Source organism: Pantoea anthophila (assembly GCF_006494375.1).
Taxonomy (GTDB): Bacteria; Pseudomonadota; Gammaproteobacteria; order Enterobacterales; family Enterobacteriaceae; genus Pantoea; species Pantoea anthophila.
Genome location: NZ_VHIZ01000037.1, coordinates 243,267 through 262,783, shown reverse-complemented (window position 1 = coordinate 262,783; position 19,517 = coordinate 243,267). Strand labels below are relative to the sequence as shown.

Annotated in this window: 21 protein-coding genes; 10 read left to right on the top strand and 11 right to left on the bottom strand. The window is 58.5% G+C overall.

The features are described from left to right. Nucleotides 1–174: 174 nt before the first annotated feature. On the bottom strand, nt 175–705 hold the full coding sequence (locus tag FJW00_RS08370; protein WP_009093080.1) for a YtfJ family protein: 531 nt from the start codon (nt 703–705) through the stop codon (nt 175–177). A 171-nt stretch (nt 706–876) separates the two neighbouring features. Here FJW00_RS08370 and FJW00_RS08365 point away from each other — a divergent pair, with 171 nt between their 5' ends. Next, a complete protein-coding gene (locus tag FJW00_RS08365) occupies nt 877–1,104 on the top strand; it encodes a hypothetical protein (protein WP_009093079.1) in 228 nt (75 codons plus the stop codon). 94 nt (nt 1,105–1,198) lie between these two features. Here the strand turns inward: FJW00_RS08365 and FJW00_RS08360 are convergent, their stop codons facing one another. The 3 genes from FJW00_RS08360 to FJW00_RS08350 all read right to left on the bottom strand — a co-directional run bounded on the left by FJW00_RS08360 (nt 1,199) and on the right by FJW00_RS08350 (nt 4,195). Continuing rightward, nucleotides 1,199–1,876 carry a pirin family protein gene (locus FJW00_RS08360; protein ID WP_140923529.1) on the bottom strand — a complete coding sequence of 226 codons (678 nt, stop codon included), beginning with the start codon at nt 1,874–1,876 and terminating at the stop codon, nt 1,199–1,201. A 126-nt stretch (nt 1,877–2,002) separates the two neighbouring features. Next, nucleotides 2,003–3,733 (bottom strand): DUF2534 family protein, encoded by a 1,731-nt coding sequence (locus FJW00_RS08355; protein ID WP_140923527.1) that lies wholly within the window; start codon nt 3,731–3,733, stop codon nt 2,003–2,005. Nucleotides 3,734–3,802: 69 nt separating this feature from the next. Next, nucleotides 3,803–4,195: a DUF2946 domain-containing protein gene (locus FJW00_RS08350; protein ID WP_140923525.1), complete on the bottom strand. Its 393-nt coding sequence runs from the start codon at nt 4,193–4,195 to the stop codon at nt 3,803–3,805. A 221-nt stretch (nt 4,196–4,416) separates the two neighbouring features. On the opposite strand from FJW00_RS08350, the gene FJW00_RS08345 reads away from it, so the two are divergent. Together FJW00_RS08345 and FJW00_RS22845 are read left to right on the top strand one after the other, a co-directional pair. Then, on the top strand, nt 4,417–5,355 hold the full coding sequence (locus FJW00_RS08345; protein ID WP_140923523.1) for a D-2-hydroxyacid dehydrogenase: 939 nt from the start codon (nt 4,417–4,419) through the stop codon (nt 5,353–5,355). A 28-nt stretch (nt 5,356–5,383) separates the two neighbouring features. Next, a complete protein-coding gene (locus tag FJW00_RS22845; protein ID WP_502172355.1) occupies nt 5,384–5,497 on the top strand; it encodes an Rpn/YhgA-type helix-turn-helix domain-containing protein in 114 nt (37 codons plus the stop codon). A gap of 121 nt (nt 5,498–5,618) precedes the next feature. Here the strand turns inward: FJW00_RS22845 and glsB are convergent, their stop codons facing one another. From glsB to fucO, 5 genes are all read right to left on the bottom strand, one after another. Further along, nucleotides 5,619–6,584, bottom strand: coding sequence for a glutaminase B (gene glsB, locus FJW00_RS08340; protein ID WP_140923710.1), 966 nt, complete (start codon nt 6,582–6,584; stop codon nt 5,619–5,621). A 52-nt stretch (nt 6,585–6,636) separates the two neighbouring features. Next, nucleotides 6,637–7,836 (bottom strand): CynX/NimT family MFS transporter, encoded by a 1,200-nt coding sequence (locus FJW00_RS08335; protein WP_140923521.1) that lies wholly within the window; start codon nt 7,834–7,836, stop codon nt 6,637–6,639. Nucleotides 7,837–8,006: 170 nt separating this feature from the next. Beyond that, on the bottom strand, nt 8,007–8,177 hold the full coding sequence (locus tag FJW00_RS22330; protein ID WP_009093072.1) for a YdgH/BhsA/McbA family protein: 171 nt from the start codon (nt 8,175–8,177) through the stop codon (nt 8,007–8,009). Nucleotides 8,178–8,280: 103 nt separating this feature from the next. After that, entirely contained in the window at nt 8,281–8,454 is a 174-nt protein-coding gene (locus tag FJW00_RS08330; RefSeq protein WP_009093071.1) for a GhoT/OrtT family toxin, read from the bottom strand. Between the two features lie 303 nt (nt 8,455–8,757). Next, entirely contained in the window at nt 8,758–9,906 is a 1,149-nt protein-coding gene (gene fucO, locus FJW00_RS08325) for a lactaldehyde reductase (protein WP_140923519.1), read from the bottom strand. Nucleotides 9,907–10,170: 264 nt separating this feature from the next. On the opposite strand from fucO, the gene FJW00_RS08320 reads away from it, so the two are divergent. After that, complete coding sequence (locus tag FJW00_RS08320; RefSeq protein ID WP_140923517.1) at nt 10,171–11,811, top strand: dihydroxyacetone kinase subunit DhaK; 1,641 nt, start codon at nt 10,171–10,173, stop codon at nt 11,809–11,811. Nucleotides 11,812–11,921: 110 nt separating this feature from the next. Continuing rightward, a complete protein-coding gene (locus tag FJW00_RS08315) occupies nt 11,922–12,470 on the top strand; it encodes a YbhB/YbcL family Raf kinase inhibitor-like protein (RefSeq protein WP_140923515.1) in 549 nt (182 codons plus the stop codon). Between the two features lie 51 nt (nt 12,471–12,521). Here the strand turns inward: FJW00_RS08315 and FJW00_RS08310 are convergent, their stop codons facing one another. Beyond that, nucleotides 12,522–13,388, bottom strand: coding sequence for an alpha/beta fold hydrolase (locus FJW00_RS08310; RefSeq protein WP_140923513.1), 867 nt, complete (start codon nt 13,386–13,388; stop codon nt 12,522–12,524). A gap of 178 nt (nt 13,389–13,566) precedes the next feature. On the opposite strand from FJW00_RS08310, the gene FJW00_RS08305 reads away from it, so the two are divergent. Next, complete coding sequence (locus tag FJW00_RS08305; protein ID WP_140029233.1) at nt 13,567–14,157, top strand: CGNR zinc finger domain-containing protein; 591 nt, start codon at nt 13,567–13,569, stop codon at nt 14,155–14,157. A gap of 85 nt (nt 14,158–14,242) precedes the next feature. Here the strand turns inward: FJW00_RS08305 and proP are convergent, their stop codons facing one another. Next, a complete protein-coding gene (proP, locus tag FJW00_RS08300; RefSeq protein WP_046102904.1) occupies nt 14,243–15,709 on the bottom strand; it encodes a glycine betaine/L-proline transporter ProP in 1,467 nt (488 codons plus the stop codon). Nucleotides 15,710–16,173: 464 nt separating this feature from the next. Between proP and FJW00_RS08295 the strand changes: the two genes are divergently transcribed. From FJW00_RS08295 to FJW00_RS08280, 4 genes are read left to right on the top strand one after another with little or no spacing between them, the layout of a single operon-like run. Beyond that, complete coding sequence (locus FJW00_RS08295) at nt 16,174–17,193, top strand: isopenicillin N synthase family dioxygenase (RefSeq protein ID WP_140923511.1); 1,020 nt, start codon at nt 16,174–16,176, stop codon at nt 17,191–17,193. Between the two features lie 21 nt (nt 17,194–17,214). After that, complete coding sequence (locus FJW00_RS08290) at nt 17,215–18,018, top strand: MetQ/NlpA family ABC transporter substrate-binding protein (protein ID WP_033736835.1); 804 nt, start codon at nt 17,215–17,217, stop codon at nt 18,016–18,018. Further along, the gene (locus FJW00_RS08285; RefSeq protein ID WP_140923509.1) at nt 18,011–18,799 is read left to right on the top strand and encodes a methionine ABC transporter ATP-binding protein; all 789 of its coding nucleotides are present in this window, start codon (nt 18,011–18,013) and stop codon (nt 18,797–18,799) included. Before FJW00_RS08290 ends, FJW00_RS08285 begins: the two co-directional genes overlap by 8 nt. After that, a complete protein-coding gene (locus FJW00_RS08280) occupies nt 18,787–19,455 on the top strand; it encodes a methionine ABC transporter permease (protein ID WP_033736777.1) in 669 nt (222 codons plus the stop codon). The genes FJW00_RS08285 and FJW00_RS08280 overlap by 13 nt, the downstream gene beginning before the upstream one ends. Nucleotides 19,456–19,517 lie beyond the last annotated feature (62 nt).

The window sequence follows — 19,517 nt, the reverse complement described above, 5'->3', positions numbered from 1 at the left end:
TTCGATGCCATCTTCAATCATCGTCCCCGGCTGCCCCGGCATAGTGGGCAGGTTTTCAAAGAACGGCGGGTAAATCCATTACAACTAAGCGTAGCCTACGGTAATAAAAAATGTCGGGAAATTCAGGAGCATTCCGCGATTTGCGGCGTCAGCCGGGTGAAAACTAAGCGGCCATCAGCCCAGCAATGCCCGTAACTGTTTCATCACGCTGGCGACGTTGTCAGCAGATAATGCGCCATCTTTAGCGAAGCGCACGATACCTTGCTGATCCACTACCACGACGGCTGCGCTTTCTGGCTGAAGATGCCAGCTATGCGCCGTTACGCCGCTACTGTCGATGATGAACTGCTGCCAGGGAGCGGCTTTTTTGCTGGAGGCAATGCTGCGCACCACAAAAATGGCGCTGCCGGGCAGGGCGTCGTCGGTATTCACGATGGTGGTGGTCTGAAAGCGATCGCGCGGCAGACTGGCCTGCTGAACGGCCTCAATCAGGGCAGCACTCTGCTCTTTGGCTGAAAGACGGCCCGCGACATGGATCACCAGTCGCACTTTGCCGGTCAGCGCCTGACTGTTCCAGCGCTGGTAGCCGATATCGCCCTGATTCAGCACCATTTCGCCTTTATCGGCCACAAAGACCGGCGGAACCGGCTGGCCGGGTGTCAGGGTGTGGGCGGACGCAACGCCGGAAAACAGCAGGGCTATCATCAATCCATAATGGCGCACAGGTTCCTCACTTCTTTCTCGGTTTGCGGTGGGCGAGGCGAGCTTTCTCATCAGCAGGCAGAAGATTAGTACCACATCCATGTTTCAGATCAATAAAAGCAGTAAAGAATTAGCCTGAGAATGCAGAGGAAAGTTAATTGCCGGAGGTGGAAGATGAGTGCTGCACTGATGACGTTGCCTGAATTTGCCCGTTACATTGGTATTGCCACGCCGACCCTGGCGCGCGCCTTTTGCTGTCGGGGTTCACTGGATGGGGTGCCGCTGCCGCAGGCACTGGATGATGCGCCGCTGACGCAGCGCCACTGGTTACTCGACGATGTGCGTCAGTTTGACCACGTTTATAAACGGGTTCAGGCGAAGCAGCCCCGTAACCGGGAGTAAGGACAAAGATCGCCGCACGGGAATCGTCCCGCGCGGCGTTTTTTATTGAACCGTGGCGCTGCCCGCGACCTCACCGGGAAAGGCAGCGCGTTTTTTATACAGCGTTATCGGGCTTGATCAGGAAGCAGACCAGATTGGCATCCCGGTCACCCGTGATTTCACTCCCGGCCGCCAGCCCGCTGACCGCATCACCCCGAACCAGTCGCGCCTCGCCGATACGAATGCTGCCTTCCAGCACGACGAGATAAGCCACAAAGCCCGGCAGAGCGGGCACGTCCAGCGTGTGGTTGCGCTCCAGCAGGGTGTCATAGATATAGGCTGCCTGACGCAGTTCCAGCGGGGCGTCTGACTCCTCCGGCCCGGCCAGTTCGGTCCAGCCATTACTCATAATGCCCTGATCGCGCTCCAGCACCTGGGTCATCGCTTCACCCCCAGGCTGGGCGGGACGGATAACCGCCTGTAACAGTTCCGCTTCAAACAGAGGCACCGACTCTTCGTACTGAACGCCGTCACCTGCATTGACCACCATCACCCGCTTAGCCGAGAGCTGGGTCCGCTCGCCGTTACTGTCCTGATGCTGCATCGATCCCCGCCACAGATAGGTAAAAACCTCTTCATTCCAGTGCTGCTGCATCGGGATCCGGGCATCCAGCTTCAGCGACATCAGGTCAACGCTGACCAGCGGGCTTAGCGCCTCGCCAGGTCGCTGACGGCGGACGGTAAAGGGGCCGTACTCAAACAGCTGTTCAGGATTAGCACGCAGGATGTTCATGATTTGCCTTTAAACAGAAGGGTCAGTGACAACGATCATAGCCTTTAGTGAGAGAATGAAAAGCCGGGAAATTTGCCCGGCTTCGTCAGTTATGTTGAAGGAGAGACAGCCAGCAAAAGCGACAGCCTATTTGCCCTGCTCATCGCTTTCACCCAGGAAGAAATACCAGAGTGGAATCGACAGCAGTCCGGTAAAGACCGTGGAGTAGAGCAGAATCATCATCGCCTGCGTGATATACATCGTCAGCGACCAGTGGCTGAAGGGGATCTGATACTGATCAATCACGCCGCCTATCATCGCATTCGCCATCACCGAAATCACAATCAGCGCCAGAACCGTCACGCTGCGCAGAAAATAGCGCATCTCTTTGCGCTTCACGGCGAAGCGGGACTGCACGATCGCCAGCGGCGACTGCTTGTCGGGTGCAATCTCGGTGCGGGCCTGGCTGCGACGCCGGGCGCTGCGCCAGCGCTGAATATCCAGCAGCAGAAACAGCAGCAGGCTGATGCCCATGACCGGCAGGGCATAACCGAGCGCCAGCATCACAATCAGGCTGGTGCCCTGCGCATAGCGTGGCAGCGCCAGCCAGGCGGTTAACAGCGTCTGTGAAGGGTTAATCTGCGGAACCGCCGGACGACGAATCCACCACATGCGGTAGCCCAGCACAATCATCGTGCAGAGTCCGAAGCCAAAGAGGGCCAGAATCAGCTGATTAGGCAGGCCGAACAGCACACCCATGTGCGCATCGACGCCCCAGCGGGTCAGTTTTGCCACCAGCGGGAAGCTGGCGAACGCCACTTTGTCGACCACGGTAAAGTCGGCCGGATTAAGTGAAACGGCATCCACCTGGCTTGGCCAACTGCGGTCAATCTCCGAAACCGTCCATGCCTGTCCGGCGTTTTTAGGCTGGCGCAGTTCGAGTTTTGCCGCCTTCAGTCCTGCCTGACGGGCGGCAGACAGGGCCTGATCCCAGCGGGCATCCGGCTGATTAGGAATGACCCGCGCGGGAGTCTTAGCGGGCATCGTCATGCCCGACATGGTCATCCCTTCCATTGCGCCGCGATGCTCTGCGTGGGGATCGGCAGATTCAGCCGGGGCGTCACCGTTCAGCGCGGTATTCACCTGCGGCGTTTTCCAGTTCAGGTCGCTGCGCATCTTTTCAATGTTGCTGCCCGCCCACTGCGACCAGGTCAGCCCGGTCACCGAAAAGAAGATCAGGCCCAGGGCCAGCAGCAGTCCCAGCGTGACGTGCCAGTGACGCAAGGCAGCAAACCCGCTGCGGACGTTCTTTCGGGTACGGGGAGGGCGGGTACCGGCCCACAGGATGAGCCCGCCCAGCGCGGCGACCCAGAGCCAGGACGCGGCCAGTTCACTGTAATTACGGCCGAAATCGCCCAGTAACAAGCCACGATGCAGCTGATCCAGCCACATGCGCAGCGGCAGCACGCCGCTGGTGCCATATACGGTCATATCTCCCCTGACCTGCAGGGTATAGGGATCGATAAACACCGAGCGTGACTCAGAGGGACCCGCATCAGCGGCAGTGAACTGCACCCGCGTCGTATCCCCGGGACCCGGCGCGGGACGTACGGCGTAGATGTGCGCTGACTGGCCTGCCCAGGCACGTGCAGCGGCAACCTGCGCGGAGAGCGGCTGCGGCTCGCCCTGCGCACGGGTCGTCAGGGCATCGTGATAGATCGCCTGTTCCAGCTGCGGAGTCAGAACGTAGAGCGTTCCGGTGAGGGCCGCGATGAAAATGAACGGCGCAATAAACAGACCAATATAAAAATGCAGGCGGCGTAGCAGATTGAACAGCGTGCCGCGTGGTGCAGGGGATGTTTCCTGATAAGAGGACATAGCATTCCACACTTTTCAAAAGACAGGGGCGTTCGGGTGACGTTGTCACGCAATCGAAATGTTATGGTGTCAGTGTGATGCGTAACAGGGCGGTGCCCGGGGGCGATGAAGGCGCAGCGTTCGCCGCCGCCGGAGCGGCGTGACCGCACGGGGCGGCGGGGCGCGACTGATGAGGCACATCCACCAGATGAACGGGACAAAGTTCCAGAGTATCAGGGGCACATGCACCAGTAAATCACAGTATCCGCAGGCAAAGCCTGCATCGGACATCATCACAGGGTCCATCATGTACATCTCGCCGTGATGATGCATCATCGGCATCTCTGTGCTCATGCTGACGTGCTGCATCCTGGCATGATCTGCCGCAAGGTTTTTAGAGACCATCGGTGCAACAAACAACAGCAGCACGGCCAGTATCGCAATACCGGCTGTGAGTCGTTGTCTGAATAAGCATTTCGGCATCATTTACACAGGCACAATGGGACAAATTTCCGGGCGGCAGTGTAACGCGAAGGGAATAAAAGGGTTAAATAAAGTGGCTGCTGAAACAAAGAAATTCGCACTCTTTGAACATATTCACTTTAATTTCAGCTTCATTTAACTTAGTTGTTACCCACTGAACACATACAGGTAACATCACGGCTGAGCCTGTGGATGACACTCTGAGCAATTAAGGACAGATAATGAAAATAGTTATGCTGGATGGCGATACGCTGCCGCTCTCACTGCCGATCGAACAGCTCCAGGGTGAGTGGGAGATCCGCACACACACGCCGGTTAATGAGATCGTGTCTGCCCTGCAGCGGGCGACTATCGCGATCACCAATAAAGTTCCGTTACGCGCCGCTACACTCAGGCAACTGCCGGATCTGCGCTTTGTCTGTGTTGCCGCAACCGGCTATGACTGTATCGATCTCGACGCCTGTCGCGAACGCGGGATCACCGTCAGCAATGTGCCCGGCTACTCCACGCAGAGCGTCTCCGAGGCGGTAATTGCAGCCCTTTTCGCGCTGCGCCGGCAGTTATTTGACTATGCCAGCACCACGCGCCGGGACTGGCCGCAGGCGCAACACTTCTGTCTGCATCGTCGGCCGATTCAGGATATCGGCGGGGCCATGCTGGGTATCGCGGGCCGGGGCGAAATCGGTCAGGCGGTAGGAAGGCTGGCGCAGGCGCTGGGGATGCAGGTCCAGTTCGCCGAGCGCAAAGGGAGTCAGACTGTGCGTGACGGCTATGTCAGCTTTGAGCAGATGCTGGCCACCAGCGATGTGATTTCACTGCACTGTCCGTTAAGCGATCAGACCCGACAGATGATTGACCGTGAGGCGCTGGCTAAGATGAAACCGCAGGCGCTGCTGATCAATACCGCGCGTGGCGGATTAATCAATGAAGCCGATCTGGCGGCTGCCCTGGCGCAGGGCGTTATCGGCGGAGCGGCGCTGGATGTGCTGAGTAGCGAACCGCCTGCTGCCGATAATCCGCTGCTGGCGGATCTGCCGGGTCTGCTGCTGACGCCGCACATTGCCTGGGCAAGCCGCAGTGGCGCAGAGAATCTGGTGAAAGGCGTGATGAAAAATATCGCCGCCTCTCTTCAGGGCGAGCCGATTAACGTGGTGAGCTGAACCCGGTCTGAGTGGGGGCAGTTTCGGCATGGGGCGGCGCAAGACGCTTTCTGCACTGCAAAGCGGTATGGACCGCCATACCATTCTGCAAATGACCGGGCTGAGCGAAGCGGAACTGGCGGATATCCGTCAAACAGACTGAGACATGCTCTCAGTCTGTTATGCAGACTATGATCCCACTCCCCGGCGTCCGGAGTCGTCGTGCCTGTTCATCATCAAACCGCTCAGCACAGATGACTACTCTACTTCGTCGGGTTCCAAGGTCAGAAAATAGAGCGACCCAGCTTTTCCGTCAGTAACTCCAGCACCGCCGTGCCCGCCAGGGAATTGCCTGCACCATCGAGTCCGGGTGACCAGACGGCGATGCTCATCTCTCCGGGGATAATGGCAATGATCCCGCCACCTACCCCTGACTTTGCCGGCATGCCGACCCGCCAGGCAAATTCGCCCGCGCCATCGTACATCCCGCTGGTGATCATCAGCGCGTTAATCTGGCGCGCCTGACGCGCGGTAATCATCTGGCTGCCATCCAGCGTCCGGCCCTGATTCGCCAGATAGATAAACGTACGTGCCAGTTCAACGCAGCTCATTGACAGTGAGCAGTAGTGAAAATAGGTCTGCATCACGCTGGTCACGTCGTTATCGAAATTCCCGAACGACTTCATCAGCCAGGCAATCGCCGCGTTGCGGGCCGAGTGTTCATACTCGGAGCGGGCAACGTGGCGGTCATAGTTGATGTCCGGCTGCTGACTCAGCTGCCGGACAATCTCCAGCATACGCTGACGCGGCGCGGTCAGCCGGGTTTCCAGCAGGTCGCAGATCACCAGGGCACCCGCATTAATAAAGGGATTACGCGGTTTACCCTGTTCCAGTTCGAGCTGCACCAGCGAATTAAAAGGCTGACCCGACGGCTCTTTTCCGACCCGCTGCCAGATTTCGCTATCGTCATAGCGGGTCAGCGCCACGGTCAGCGACAGCGCTTTAGAGATCGACTGAATCGAAAAGCGCGTTTGGGCATCGCCCGCCTGAAAGAGGGTGCCGTCAGGCAGGCAGACAGCGATAGCCAGCCGGTCTGCGGCCACATCGGCCAGCGCGGGGATATAGTCCGCCACTTTTCCCTGATGAACCAGCGGACGCACCTCATCCAGGATCGCCTGCAACAGCGCATTATTCAGTTCAGACACACTCGCTTCTCCTGTCGCTTCCCGCCGGTCGCTGATGCTGTGCATCAGCGACCGACAGATCATATTGTTAAGGTCCGATGGCGGCATGGCCGCACGTTCAGCTGATGGGTTTTGACTGTGCTGCCAGAGGGGCCAGCAGCATCTGAAGCAGGCTCAGCAGCACCAGTACGCTGAAGGGGATCGTCCAGTTTCCGCTCTGCTCATGGAGCACGCCAAACAACAAAGGACCGAGCGCGGCCAGCGCATAGCCGACGCACTGGGCCATACCGGAGAGCTGTGAAGCCTGACGATGATTGCTGGCCCGCAGATTAAAGAGGGAGAGGCAGAGCACCAGTGAGGCGCCTGCGCCCAGACCGGCTAGGGTCAGCCAGATCGCCGCCCACAGCGGGTTAAGCAGAAGCCCCAGCATGCCGAGAAAGATAGCCGACGAGGCGATGAAGGCGGTGAGGCGGGCATCCTTCACCCGCTTCAGCGCCATCATGCAGCCAAGATTGGCGACAATTGCGATGGCCTGATACCAGAACAGCAGCCAGCCCGCCGTGGCCTGACTGAAACCCTGGTCATGGGCGAACAGCGTAAACCAGTCTATCAGGGTATAAAACGCCAGCGACTGCAGCGCCATAAACAGGGCAATCTGCCAGCCGCCTGCCGAGCGCCACGGATGGCGATGGAGGACTGTCGTCTCGCCGGATGCCTGCTTTAACGGACGCTGGCGTAGCAGTGGCAGCCAGGCCAGCAGCGCAATCAGCCCTGGGATCGCCCAGACCACCAGCGACAGTCGCCAGCCTGCGGAGGAGAGCTGGCTCAGCGGAACGGCAATCCCGGAGGCCAGGCTGGCAGTAATCGACATGGTGGCGGCGTAAAGCCCGATATAGCGGGCAGTATGGGCGGTAAAATCGCGTTTAATCAGCGGGGGCAGCAGGACGTTGGCGGCAGCAATCCCGGCGCTGAGCAGCAGGGTCCCGCCCCATAACGCCGCCTCCACAGGCAGCCAGCGCAACAGGGAACCCGCGGTCATTAAGCAGAGTGCGCCCCACAGGCTGCGTTCGAGTCCGATGCGATTGCCGAGCCAGGCGGCTGGTGGCGCAAGCAGGGCAAAGAGGATCAGGGGAATAAAGTTGAACAGACCCGCTTCACCGGCGCTCAGTCCAAAGGTCTGACGGATATCCTGCAGAACCGGGCCGACCACAGTCACCGGTGCGCGAAGGTTGGCCGCGGTCAGCAGCAGCACAAATAAAAAAAATGAGGCGCCGGAGAGCGCAGCATGAGGTTTAACACTAAGTTGCAGAGGCTTCATGGCAGGGATCATCACAGGCAGCAGCGCTGCGGGGGCGTTGGTTGACGTTAACGCTTACGCATCAGAAATGATGTCTGGGCGCTACTTTACTGACCGGCCATCGGCGTGTAAAGCCTTGTTATGCGATGAAATAGCGCAAATGCGATCCCGTAACACACTGTGCGGGTGTGTCAGTGAAATTCCGGTTCGGGAAAGTGACCGCAGTCATTCTGGCTGGGATTGGTGCCAGGCTGGCAGGTCTGCTGACGGGTTTCTGCCGCCGGGACCGGTTTTTCGGCGCCCCAGGGTCCGCTGCAGGCACTGAGAAGGGAAATCAGAATCGCCACACCGATTACGCGCATAACCGCTCCTTATATGAGTGATGAGCAAGCCGACATCAGCGATCGGCGCAGAGCGGGTCAGTGACGTCTAATCTGAGTGTGGTCGGTAAGGCGAAAATGTCAATTAAAACAGCGCGAACATCAGCGCGACGGGAAAACTCATCGGCCAGGTGGCACCCACCAGAAAGGCGCTGAGCAGTTTAATGCTGAGCTTATCTTTGGCGATGAAGAAGGTGATCAGCGTAGCGAACAGTGCAACAACGGCATAAAAAATCAGCATACCCTGGTACAGTGTCATCAATATCTCCGCAGCATCGTAAAGGTTTTCGCTGCGCATGATGCGGATTTTTGTGATCCAGATCAAGTGACTCAGGGTTTAGCATCTAAAGAAATCATCCGGTCAGGTGGCGCATGCACCGCAACCTGCAGAAAACTCGCGGGCGATTTCAGGCTGAAACGGGCATCAGAAAATCGAGAAAACCCCGGCCGTCACCGCGCTGACTGGCTTTATCCGCCGTGGCGAATCGCGACAGATCCAGCGCGATAAAAAGCCCGCTGGCGTGAGCGGGCCTGACGTCAGCGGCGGATAAGCTGGCGCGCTTTAACTCTGACGGTAGAGCGCCATCACCGCCTCAAGATCGGGCGTGCGCGGGTTGCCACCGGTACAGACATCATCCAGCGCGGCCTGCGCCAGGGCCGGGATATCAGCCTGCTGTAAACCCACTTCACGTAAGGAACGCGGGATGCCCATATCCCGACAGAGCTGACGAACGGCATCAACCGCGGCCTCCCGCGCCTGCTCCAGCGAGAGGGTGTCGACCTGCTTCACGCCCATTACGCGCGCAATGTCGCGATACTTTTCGCCGGTCCAGGCGGCATTCCACGCCATCACCTGCGGCAGCAGAATGGCGTTAGCAATGCCGTGTGGCACATCATAAAAGGCGCCCAGCGGATGAGCCATGCCATGAACCAGCCCGAGTCCGACACTGGAGAAACCCATCCCGGCGACATACTGTCCCAGCGCCATCTGCTCCACCGCGTCGGGATCCCCCGCCACCGACTTGCGCAGTGACTGGCTGATAATCTCAATGGCTTTGAGATGCAGCATATCGGTCAGCGTCCAGGCGCCACGCGTGATATAGCCCTCAATCGCGTGGGTCAGTGCATCAATACCGGTTGCGGCTTTCAGTGAGGCGGGCATACTCGCCATCATTTCCGCATCAACAATCGCGACTTTCGGAATGGCATGCGGATCGACACAGACAAACTTACGGCGTTTCTCTTCATCGGTAATAACGTAGTTGATGGTGACTTCTGCGGCGGTGCCTGCGGTGGTCGGGATAGCGATAATCGGAACGCAGGGATGGCGGGTGGGGGCCACGCCCTCCAGGCTGCGCACATCTTCAAATTCGGGATTATTGATAATCATACCGATCGCCTTGCTGGTATCCTGAGGTGAACCGCCCCCGATCGCTATCAGATAATCTGCGCCCGATGCCCTGAAGGCCGCCACGCCCTGCTGCACCACCCGAATGGTGGGATTGGGCACCACCTCATCGTACACCGCCCAAGCAAGCTGGTGGCTGGCCAGCCGATCGGTCACCCGCTTCAGCGCACCCGCTGCCACCAGTGCACGGTCAGTAACAATCAGGGCTTTGCGCATTCCACGACGCTCTACCTCTTCCGGCAGATGGCGTAACGCGCCGGCACCAAACCAGGCCGTTTCATTCAGAATCATACGTTGAGTCATAAAAACATCCTCTGTTTGTGAATGCGCTCTAACTTCCGCCATTCCCTATCAGGGTTCTGCGCAAAACCTCTCAGTTTCGGATAAAAATATTTGATGGAAATCAATAAATTAGCCCGTAATGGCGCGATGCCTTTGCCAGATGCCGCGCCAGGCGCTGAACGAGACGGGATGATACGCCGGGTTTCGCAGTGGATTTCTCCCCGTATGGCGGTTATGTGCAACACTTGTTTACTTCCCCTTCGCACGCCCATGAGGAATGAAGAGATGACCCGATTTGTACTGAATAACAAGGACGACCTCGTCGACAGCGCGTTAGATGGTATGATTTACGCCAGCCCGTGGCGCAATCTGGTGCGGCTACAGGTCGCGCCGCGAATCCGCATTGTCATGCGCAGGGACTGGCAGAAACAGCAGGTGGCGCTGATCTCCGGCGGGGGAGCCGGACATGAACCGGCGCATGTCGGATTTATCGGTAAGGGGATGCTGACGGCCGCCGTTTGTGGCGATCTCTTTGCTTCACCCAGCGTAGACGCGGTGTATCACGCCATCGTCAATCTTACCGGGGAAGCCGGATGCCTGCTGATTGTAAAAAATTACACCGGCGATCGGCTTAACTTTGGCCTGGCGGCAGAAAAGGCGCGTAAGGCGGGATACAGCGTCAACATGGTGATTGTCGGTGATGATGTGGCCCTGCCGGAGAATCCTCAGCCGCGCGGGTTGGCCGGTACCCTGCTGGTGCACAAGGTAGCGGGCTTCGTCGCCGAACGGGGCGATGACCTGGCGGCGGTCACCGCGGCCGCGCAGGCGGCCAGCCAGGCCATCGCGTCGATGGACGTGGCGCTCTCCGGCTGCCATCTGCCGGATGAGCCGGTCAGCCAGCGGGTGCCGGAAGGCAGTGTCGAAATGGGACTGGGCATTCACGGAGAACCGGGCGTTGAGGTGATGCAGAGCCAGAACAGTCAGCAGATTGTTCAGCAGCTGCTGGAGAAGGTGATGCCGGAGAATGAGGAACCCTGCGCGCTGCTGGTGAATAATCTGGGCGGTATGTCCGCGCTGGAGATGAGTCTGGTGACGCGGGATCTGATTGCGTCGCCGCTCAGCCGGGGCAGTAACTATCTGATGGGGCCTGCGCCGCTGATGACCGCACTGGACATGAAAGGCTTTTCCGTGACCTGCATGAGGCTGACTCCGCTCTTCGAAGAGGCCCTCTGCGCGCCGGTTGAGGTCACCGGCTGGGTAACCCCGGTGAGAATCGGCCCACTGGAACCGGTAAGTGCCGCCACTCCGGCCTCAGCCCACCCGGTCCAGCCCTCTGCAAACCCCCAGGTTGCCGCTTACGTGAACACTATCTGTGAAACCCTGATGGCCTGCGAAAGTGAGCTGAACCGGCTGGATGCGCAGGTCGGGGACGGTGATACCGGTTCGACCTTTGCCGCGGGCGCGCGTCAGATCCAGCGCGAATGTGCCGATAATCAGCTGCCACTGAATGCTCTTCCCGAGCTGCTCGCGGTCACGGGAGAGCGGCTGGCGACGGTGATGGGCGGCTCCAGCGGCGTGCTGATGGCGATCTTTTTTACCGCTGCCGCCCAGCAACTGGCGGAGGGCGATACCCTGCCTGTTGCCCTGCAGCAGGGGCTGGAGAAGATGAAGGAGTATGGCGGGGCAAAGCCGGGCGACCGGACATTGATCGATGCACTGCAACCGGCCATTGAGGCGCTGGTGGCGGGTCAGTCACTGGAGGCGGCAGCAGAAGCGGCGCAGCAGGGCAGTGAGGCGACGGCCACCATGGGAACTGCAAAAGCGGGTCGCTCCTCCTATCTGAACAGCACAAACCTCAATGGCGTGCCCGATCCGGGGGCCGTCGCGGTCGCACGCGTCTTTGCGGCCCTGAAAAAGGCGAAGTGAAAATGCTGACGCTGCTGTGCGGCCTCTGTCGCGCAGCCGTCAGAGTAAGCAGGCAATGACAAAATGTAGCGGGACAATTTTCTCAGGTGCTATCTGATAAGGAGTGACGGTTGAAAAAATTACTCTGCGCGGCGGCGCTGGCCGTTCTGCCCATGACCACGCTGGCGGCATCCGTATTTACGTTGCAATCCCGGGACTTCAGCGACAATGCGCTGCTGGACAAAAAGTTTGCCGGTGCCAATAAAAGTAATCCTTCCTGTACCGGTGAGAATGTCTCTCCTGAACTCAACTGGTCGGCTATTCCGGCGGGCACCCGCAGTCTGGCGCTGCTGATGACCGATCCGGTGGGGGCCAGGGGGCTTGGCGTCACCCACATGGTGGCTTACAACATTGCCCCCACGCGTTCATCGTTTGCTCAGGGCGCTCTGACGGAGGGGAAAGGCTATACCGGCGGAAAGAATACGCCGGGAACCACACACTATTATGGCCCCTGTCCGCCAGCGGGTAGCGGTCTGCACCACTATAACTTTGTGCTGATCGCCACCGATTTGCAGCCGGGCCAGTTAAAAGCGGGTTTAACCCAGGCGGAACTGATTGCACAGCTGAAGGGGCATGCGCTGGGCGCGGCCAGTACGGTCGGCCGGTTCAGTAATGAATAAAGGAAGGGAGAGGCACAGAGGCGGTATCGGATAGCTTCTGTGCCCCTTTTGTCAGTCGCCGCTGAACATCTCCCGGATACGCGTTGCAATGTGCTGAGTATGGGTCTCCAGCGCGAAATGCCCGCTATCCAGCATCTCAACCACCGCCTGCGGATTGTCACGCTGCCAGGCTGCTGCCCCCGGCGGGATAAAGAAGGGATCGTGTTTCCCCCAGATCACCAGCGTCGGCAGCTGCTTTTGACGGAAAAAGGCCTGAAATTCCGGGTAGCGCTGCAAATTACTGGCGTAATCGAGAAACAGCGCCTGCTGAATCGCTTTATTACCGGGTCGCTCCATCAGCAGGGTGTCCAGCGTATACGTCTCCGGCGCAATTAACTGCGGATCGCTGACGCCATGCGTGTATTGCCACTTGATCGCTTCCGGCGTCAGGACGGTGTCGCGCACCACCTGACCCTTAGCTTCGCTGGGGTCGTCCCAGTAAGCACGCACCGGCGCCCAGGCTTCTCCCAGTCCCTCCAGATAGGCATTGCCGTTTTGCGATATCAGTCCGCTGACACGCTCAGGCCGGGCGAGGGCCAGACGCAGACCGGCAGGGGCACCATAGTCGAAAACATACAGGGCATAACGTTTCAGACCCAGCGCATCCACGAAAGCGGTCAGCGTCTGACCGAGTGCGTCGAAAGTCCAGCTGTAGTGACGCTCAGCGGGAACGTCAGTAAAGCCAAAGCCGGGCAGATCGGGCGCGATAAGGTGAAACCTGTCAGCCAGCAGAGGAATAAGGTGACGAAACTGATGTGACGAGGTGGGAAAGCCATGCAGCAGTAACAGTACCGGGTGGGAAGGATCGCCCGCTTCCCGATAGAAGATATTGACCCCATCGGCCTGCAGATAGCGATGTTGAATAGCGTGGGCGGTCATAGCTGACACTCCTGTAACTGGTAAATTCGTCTATTAGGGGTTACTGATGCTGATTATGCTGCCTTTTGGTAACCTGTCAATGATGATTTAAGTGGTTACATGGTCTGTTTGTAACTGTATAATGCGTCTTTTATCGGTGACACTGGTGCCAGGCGAGACTCCCAGGAGAGGCATTAACATGGCAGAAACACAATCATCCACCGCGCAGGGGCCGTGGTTTCTGGCCGATCATCCGGCGCTGGACTTCATTAATACCGTCGCCATCGTGGACGGTCAGCCGCACGATTTCTGGCAAACCGATGAGGATGTTGACGCATGGCTTCAGCAGGCCGGACTGGCTACAGACGGCCCGGCAGCGCACTCTGAAGCTGGCACGCTGTTGCAGGCTGCCCGTCAGCTGCGGGACAACATTCGCGACATGGTGCAGCAACAGAAGGCGGGTGAAGCGATAGATGTGCGGGTGCTGAATGCCTGGCTGGGCGAGGCGATCAGCCATATGCAGCTCGTCACAGAGCAGGGGACGTTGCAGATCCGCCGGATTTATCCTGCTCAGAGCGCAATGCAGCGACTGGGGCGGGTTGCAGAACAGGCTGCCAGCCTGCTGGCCCAGGCGGATTTCAGCCGGGTACGCGCTTGTGAACATCCCGCCTGTAACCTGTGGTTTTACGATCGTACCAAAGCGCATCGCCGTCGCTGGTGCAGCATGGCGCTGTGCGGTAATCGGGCGAAAGTGGCGCGTTTCCGGCAGGGCGTGAAGTCAGAGGGATGACGACTCCGGGCGCTGAGGTGATGCCGGAAAAAGAGGAAGAGGCGTCAGATAAAAAAACACCCTGCAGAGCAGGGTGTTTTCAGACTTAATGCGCGGCGGGCGCTGAAGATTTTGAGCGCTTACGCAGCTTATCAATCAGGCGATGCGCTTCCGCTTTGGTCGCCACCGCTGGCGATGAACCGGTCAGCGGCTGCCGGGCGGTTTCACGGACGGTCAGAATAGTCAGCAGACCGATGATACCCGCACCCATCATGTAGTAGGCCGGCATCATGGTGTTTTTACTGGTATCGACCAGCCACGCCGTGATCAGCGGGGTGGTTCCGCCAAACAGGGAGACCGACAGGTTAAAGCCAATGGCCAGCGCACTGTAACGGATATCGGTCGTGAACAGCGCAGGCAGCGTTGAAGGCATGGTGCCGCTGAAGCAGGTGTGCAGCACGCCCAGAATCAGCAGGCCGCCGAATACTGCCCACATGTTACCGGAACCGATCAGCATAAAGCTCGGAATCGCGAGCAGGATCAGACCCACCGCACCAAAGCCAATCACCGGCCGACGCCCGATGCGGTCCGTCCAGCGGCCCCACAGCAGCGTCAGCGGCATCATCACAAACATCGCCACCATCACCAGCAGCAGGCCACTCAGTTCAGGCAGACCCAGTACGCCGGTCAGATAACTAGGCATATAGGAGGTCAGCATGTAGTTAGAGACGTTAAACAGCAGCACCAGACCGATACATTTCAGCATTGGCGCACGGTATTTGCTCAGCATCTGCATCAGGGTCAGGCGCGGTTTGCTCTGCTCCAGCGCCTCCTGTTTTTCCATGTGCTGCTGGAAGGCCGGAGTCTCTTCCAGCTTCAGTCGCACATAGAGACCAAACAGACCCAGCGGCGCGGCGATAAAGAAGGGCACGCGCCAGCCCCAGGACATCATCGCCTCGTTTGACATCAGGGTGGTCATCACCGTCACCAGGCTGGCACCCAGCAGGTAACCACCAATGGTGCCGAACTCCAGGAAGCTGCCCATGAAGCCACGGCGTTTATCGGTGGAGTACTCCGCAATAAAGGTCGCTGCGCCGCCATACTCGCCGCCGGTCGAAAAGCCCTGGATCAGACGCGCCACCAGCAGCAGGATCGGTGCCATGATGCCAATGGAGGAATAGGCCGGGATCAGGCCGATGCAGAATGTGCCAATCGACATCATGATCATCGTCATCGCCAGCACTTTCTGTCGGCCGATACGGTCACCCAGTGGGCCAAACACCAGGCCGCCAATCGGGCGGACCAGGAAGGCCGCTGCGAACGTACCAAAGGTGGCGATGAGCTGCACGGCGTTGTTGGCGTCCGGGAAGAAGACCTTGCCGATGATAACGGCGAGGTAGCTGTAAACGCCGAAGTCGAACCATTCCATCGCATTACCTAACGCGGCTGCGCCAACGGCACGCTTCAGCATGTCGTTATCGATCACGGTAATGTCATCAACAGTCAGCTCTTTTTGCTTCCTGTTCCAGAAATGTTTCTTTGCATGGTCAGACGATCTGTTTCTGGTGTCCATAAACTCCTCAACTGCTGAATGAAGGAGTCTTATAGCTTTCGCAGCCGAAAATAAGGGTCAGAAGAAACCGTGGAAATGAAAGCTATAAGAAGCCGAATAAGTTTTAAGTGAAGCGGCAATTAACCGCAGGGGCAAACCTTAGACCACAATTGTAAGGTATTGCAAGTTTTCAGCGTAAATAACTACTTTTACTGACAAAGTCAGCATAGTAATCTTATTCATCTCTGCTTACGGCCATAAACATTTCGTAACATCCGGCGCAGGATGATTCCGGCCAGCAGGCGTCGGCAAGCCTGACGCGCACCAGAATGTCTCATCCGGCAACCAGAGTAATCTGCGGATCTTTTGACTGGGGTGCAGCGCGATATTTCCGTTCGCCGCATATCCATAGCAGGATTAGTTGGTAGTTAACGCATAAATGCAGTGGCAGTGTACTGCTATTCCAGACCAACAGAGTGTTAAACATGGGCGCGTTAACATCAGCAGAATTACCGGTTATTGATTTCGCACTGTTATCGGGAGATCAACAGCAGCAGCAACAGTCACGCGAGAAACTCAGCCAGGCGGCGCGTGAGGTAGGTTTCTTCTATCTGATCAACCACGGGATCGACCGCGCGTTATCCGATGAGGTTCAGCAGGTCGCACGCCAGTTTTTTGCCCTGCCACAGGCGGACAAAAGTGCCGTCAGGATGGCCAATTCGCCTCATTTTCGCGGTTATAACCTGGCCGGCGTGGAGATAACCCGCAGCCAGCCCGATTTTCGCGAGCAGTTTGACATTGGTGCTGAACGCGAAGCGCTGCCTGTAACCGCCGACTCGCCCACCTGGCAACGGATGCAGGGCCCCAATCAGTGGCCTGAAGCCCTGCCGGAACTGCAGACCGTCGTCACCCGCTGGCAGCAGCAGATGACCGCCGTTGCGCTGGAGCTGCTGCGCGCCTTTGCCGAAGCGCTCCATCTGCCGCGCAACGCCTTTGACAATCTCTATGGCGACTATCCCAACGAACATATCAAGCTTATCCGCTACCCCGGCCGTAGCGAGGGCGAATCCCGCCAGGGCGTCGGCGCGCACAAAGATTCCGGCTTCCTGACGATGCTGCTGCAGGACGATCAGCCGGGTCTTCAGGTGGAAGTGACGCCGGACAACTGGATCGATGCCTTACCCAAACCGGGCGCGTTTGTGGTGAACATTGGCGAGCTGCTGGAGCTGGCGACCAATGGCTATCTGCGCGCCACCGTTCATCGGGTGGTATCGCCCCCGCAAAGCCGCGAGCGCCTCTCTATCGCCTTTTTCCTCGGTGCGCAGCTCGATGCCGTTGTGCCGATCTACCCGCTGCCCCCGCAACTGGCCGGGCTGGCTCAGGGACCGGCCAGCGATCCGCTCAACCCGCTGCTGCGTGAAGTCGGCTGGAATTACCTCAAAGGCCGGCTGCGTTCGCATCCGGAAGTTGCAGAGCGTTTTTATCCTGAACACACCTCCCACTAAAACCATAAGAGATAAATGATGATGATTAAAAAGCGCGTTCTGGCTCTGGCCGGTCTTTCACTGCTGATTGCTCAAAGTCTGCAGGCTGCGCCGCTGCGTGTGGCTGCGGATCCGGTGCCACATGCCGAAATTCTGGAGTACGTTAAAACGCTGGATCCCAAACTCGACATCAGGATCGTGGAGCTGAGCGGTGGGGTAAACGCCAATGAACTGCTCGCCTCCGGGGATGTGGATGCGAACTACTTCCAGCATCTGCCCTACCTGAAAGATCAGGAAAAGGCGCTGGGTAAGACCTTTGCCGTCGTCGCCAGTGTGCACATTGAGCCACTGGGGATCTACTCGCGCAAAGTGAAGTCGCTGGCGGCGTTGCCAGAGGGTGCCAGCATTGCGGTACCCAACAACACCACCAACCTGAGCCGTGCGCTGTGGCTCTTGCAGGATAAAGGGGTCATTAAACTCCGGGCGCAGGGTGAAGCGGGCTCCACGCTGGTGACGCCGAAAGATATCAGCGAAAACCCGAAGAAAATCAAAATCATCGAGATTGAATCGCCTCAGTTGCCACGCTCGCTGGATGATGTTGATGCCGCGATCATCAACGGCAACTATGCGCTGGAAGCGGGGCTGAATCCGGCCAAAGATGCGCTGGGTCTGGAGTCCGCTGCGCATAACCCGTATGCCAACCTGCTGGTCACCACCCCGGCACTGGAAAAAGATCCCCGCGTCGTGCAGCTGGCAAAGGATCTGCGTTCGCCGCAGGTAGCTGCATTTATCCGGAAAAACTACCAGGGCTCCGTGATTCCGGTCGCGGATAATCAGCATGATTAATATCCGTCACCTCAGCAAACACTATGCTGGCGCACCCGCGCCAGCGTTAGACGATATCTCTCTCACCATCAGTGAAGGGTCGATCTTCGGCATACTGGGGCGAAGCGGGGCGGGTAAAAGCACGCTGCTGCGCTGCCTGAACCGGCTGGAGAGTCCCTCCAGCGGTCTGATTGAGATCGATGGGGAAGATATCTCCCGACTGAGTCTGGCGCAGCTCCGCCAGCAACGGCAGCAGATGGGGATGATCTTTCAGCACTTTAATCTGCTCCATTCCCGCAACGTGCGGGACAATATTGACCTGGCGCTGGAGATTGCCGGGATACCCAGGGCCGAACGCCACGCCCGCGTGACCTCGCTGCTGGATCTGGTGGGACTGACAGCCTTTGCAACGGCCTGGCCATCACAGCTCTCCGGGGGACAGAAACAGCGTGTCGGCATCGCCCGCGCGCTGGCGGCCCGTCCCCGCTATCTGCTGTGCGATGAGGCGACCAGCGCACTGGACCCGGAAACCACCCTCTCCATTCTTGATCTGCTGGCAGATATTCAGCAGCAGCTGAATATCACCATCGTCCTGATCACGCATGAGATGGCGGTAGTGAAGCGTATCTGTGACGGTGCCGCGCTGCTGGAGAAGGGGCAGCTGGTGGAAAGCGGCACCCTCAGCCAGATCATGGGACGCGAAGAGGGTCGTCTCCGCACGATGCTGCTGAAGGATGGCGAGGCGGACAGGGCGTTTATCGAAAAATATCAGCGGGAGGCTCTTACCCGATGCGTAGCATGACCCGCGATCGTTTTCAGGAACTGCTGCTGAATGCCACAGGCGAAACGCTCTATATGGTGCTGCTGGCAGCGCTTTTTACCGTCGCTATCGGATTGCCGGTGGGCGTCCTGCTGTTTCTGACCCGCCCACAGGGTATTCTGCCCAATCGCGCTATCTCTCTCCTGCTGAACACGCTGGTGAATACCGGACGCGCGCTGCCGTTTGTCGTGCTCCTGATCGCGCTTATCCCCTTTACCCGCCTGCTGGTTGGCACCACGCTGGGCAGTACCGCTGCGATCGTACCGATTACCCTGGGGGCGTTTCCCTTCTTTGCGCGCATCGTGGAGAACGCGCTGGATGAAGTCGATCGCGGCCGCATTGAGGCGGTGGTGTCGATGGGGGGCAATCTGTGGCATATCGTCAGCCGCGTGCTGCTGCCGGAGGCGTTGCCTGCGCTGGTGGCAGGGATCACCCTGACGATTGTGATGCTGATTGGCTTCTCGGCGATGGCCGGCGTGGTCGGCGGCGGCGGACTGGGGGATCTGGCGATTCGTTACGGCTATCAGCGCTTCGATAATCAGATCATGGCAGCGACCATTGTCGTGCTGCTGGCGCTGGTGATGCTGATTCAGAAACTGGGCGACTGGCTGGTGCGCTCGCTGGCTTATCGTCGTTAACGGCTGGCCGTAGGGGGATGAGCAGGTTTAACCCTGAATGCGGTCAGCCGAATCTCTGCATA

Excerpts from the sequence above, each read along its gene's own strand:
- proP (WP_046102904.1), bottom strand. The coding sequence starts at position 15,709 with ATGGACACCAGAAACAGATCGTCTGACCATGCAAAGAAACATTTCTGG.
- FJW00_RS08285 (WP_140923509.1), top strand. The coding sequence starts at position 18,011 with ATGATTAATATCCGTCACCTCAGCAAACACTATGCTGGCGCACCCGCG.
- FJW00_RS08360 (WP_140923529.1), bottom strand. The coding sequence starts at position 1,876 with ATGAACATCCTGCGTGCTAATCCTGAACAGCTGTTTGAGTACGGCCCC.
- FJW00_RS08330 (WP_009093071.1), bottom strand. The coding sequence starts at position 8,454 with ATGACACTGTACCAGGGTATGCTGATTTTTTATGCCGTTGTTGCACTG.
- FJW00_RS08335 (WP_140923521.1), bottom strand. The coding sequence starts at position 7,836 with ATGAAGCCTCTGCAACTTAGTGTTAAACCTCATGCTGCGCTCTCCGGC.
- FJW00_RS08290 (WP_033736835.1), top strand. The coding sequence starts at position 17,215 with ATGATTAAAAAGCGCGTTCTGGCTCTGGCCGGTCTTTCACTGCTGATT.
- FJW00_RS08365 (WP_009093079.1), top strand. The coding sequence starts at position 877 with ATGAGTGCTGCACTGATGACGTTGCCTGAATTTGCCCGTTACATTGGT.
- fucO (WP_140923519.1), bottom strand. The coding sequence starts at position 9,906 with ATGACTCAACGTATGATTCTGAATGAAACGGCCTGGTTTGGTGCCGGC.
- glsB (WP_140923710.1), bottom strand. The coding sequence starts at position 6,584 with ATGCACAGCATCAGCGACCGGCGGGAAGCGACAGGAGAAGCGAGTGTG.
- FJW00_RS08345 (WP_140923523.1), top strand. The coding sequence starts at position 4,417 with ATGAAAATAGTTATGCTGGATGGCGATACGCTGCCGCTCTCACTGCCG.
- FJW00_RS22330 (WP_009093072.1), bottom strand. The coding sequence starts at position 8,177 with ATGCGCGTAATCGGTGTGGCGATTCTGATTTCCCTTCTCAGTGCCTGC.
- FJW00_RS08350 (WP_140923525.1), bottom strand. The coding sequence starts at position 4,195 with ATGCCGAAATGCTTATTCAGACAACGACTCACAGCCGGTATTGCGATA.
- FJW00_RS08310 (WP_140923513.1), bottom strand. The coding sequence starts at position 13,388 with ATGACCGCCCACGCTATTCAACATCGCTATCTGCAGGCCGATGGGGTC.
- FJW00_RS22845 (WP_502172355.1), top strand. The coding sequence starts at position 5,384 with ATGGGGCGGCGCAAGACGCTTTCTGCACTGCAAAGCGGTATGGACCGC.
- FJW00_RS08370 (WP_009093080.1), bottom strand. The coding sequence starts at position 705 with ATGATAGCCCTGCTGTTTTCCGGCGTTGCGTCCGCCCACACCCTGACA.
- FJW00_RS08320 (WP_140923517.1), top strand. The coding sequence starts at position 10,171 with ATGACCCGATTTGTACTGAATAACAAGGACGACCTCGTCGACAGCGCG.
- FJW00_RS08295 (WP_140923511.1), top strand. The coding sequence starts at position 16,174 with ATGGGCGCGTTAACATCAGCAGAATTACCGGTTATTGATTTCGCACTG.
- FJW00_RS08280 (WP_033736777.1), top strand. The coding sequence starts at position 18,787 with ATGCGTAGCATGACCCGCGATCGTTTTCAGGAACTGCTGCTGAATGCC.
- FJW00_RS08355 (WP_140923527.1), bottom strand. The coding sequence starts at position 3,733 with ATGTCCTCTTATCAGGAAACATCCCCTGCACCACGCGGCACGCTGTTC.
- FJW00_RS08305 (WP_140029233.1), top strand. The coding sequence starts at position 13,567 with ATGGCAGAAACACAATCATCCACCGCGCAGGGGCCGTGGTTTCTGGCC.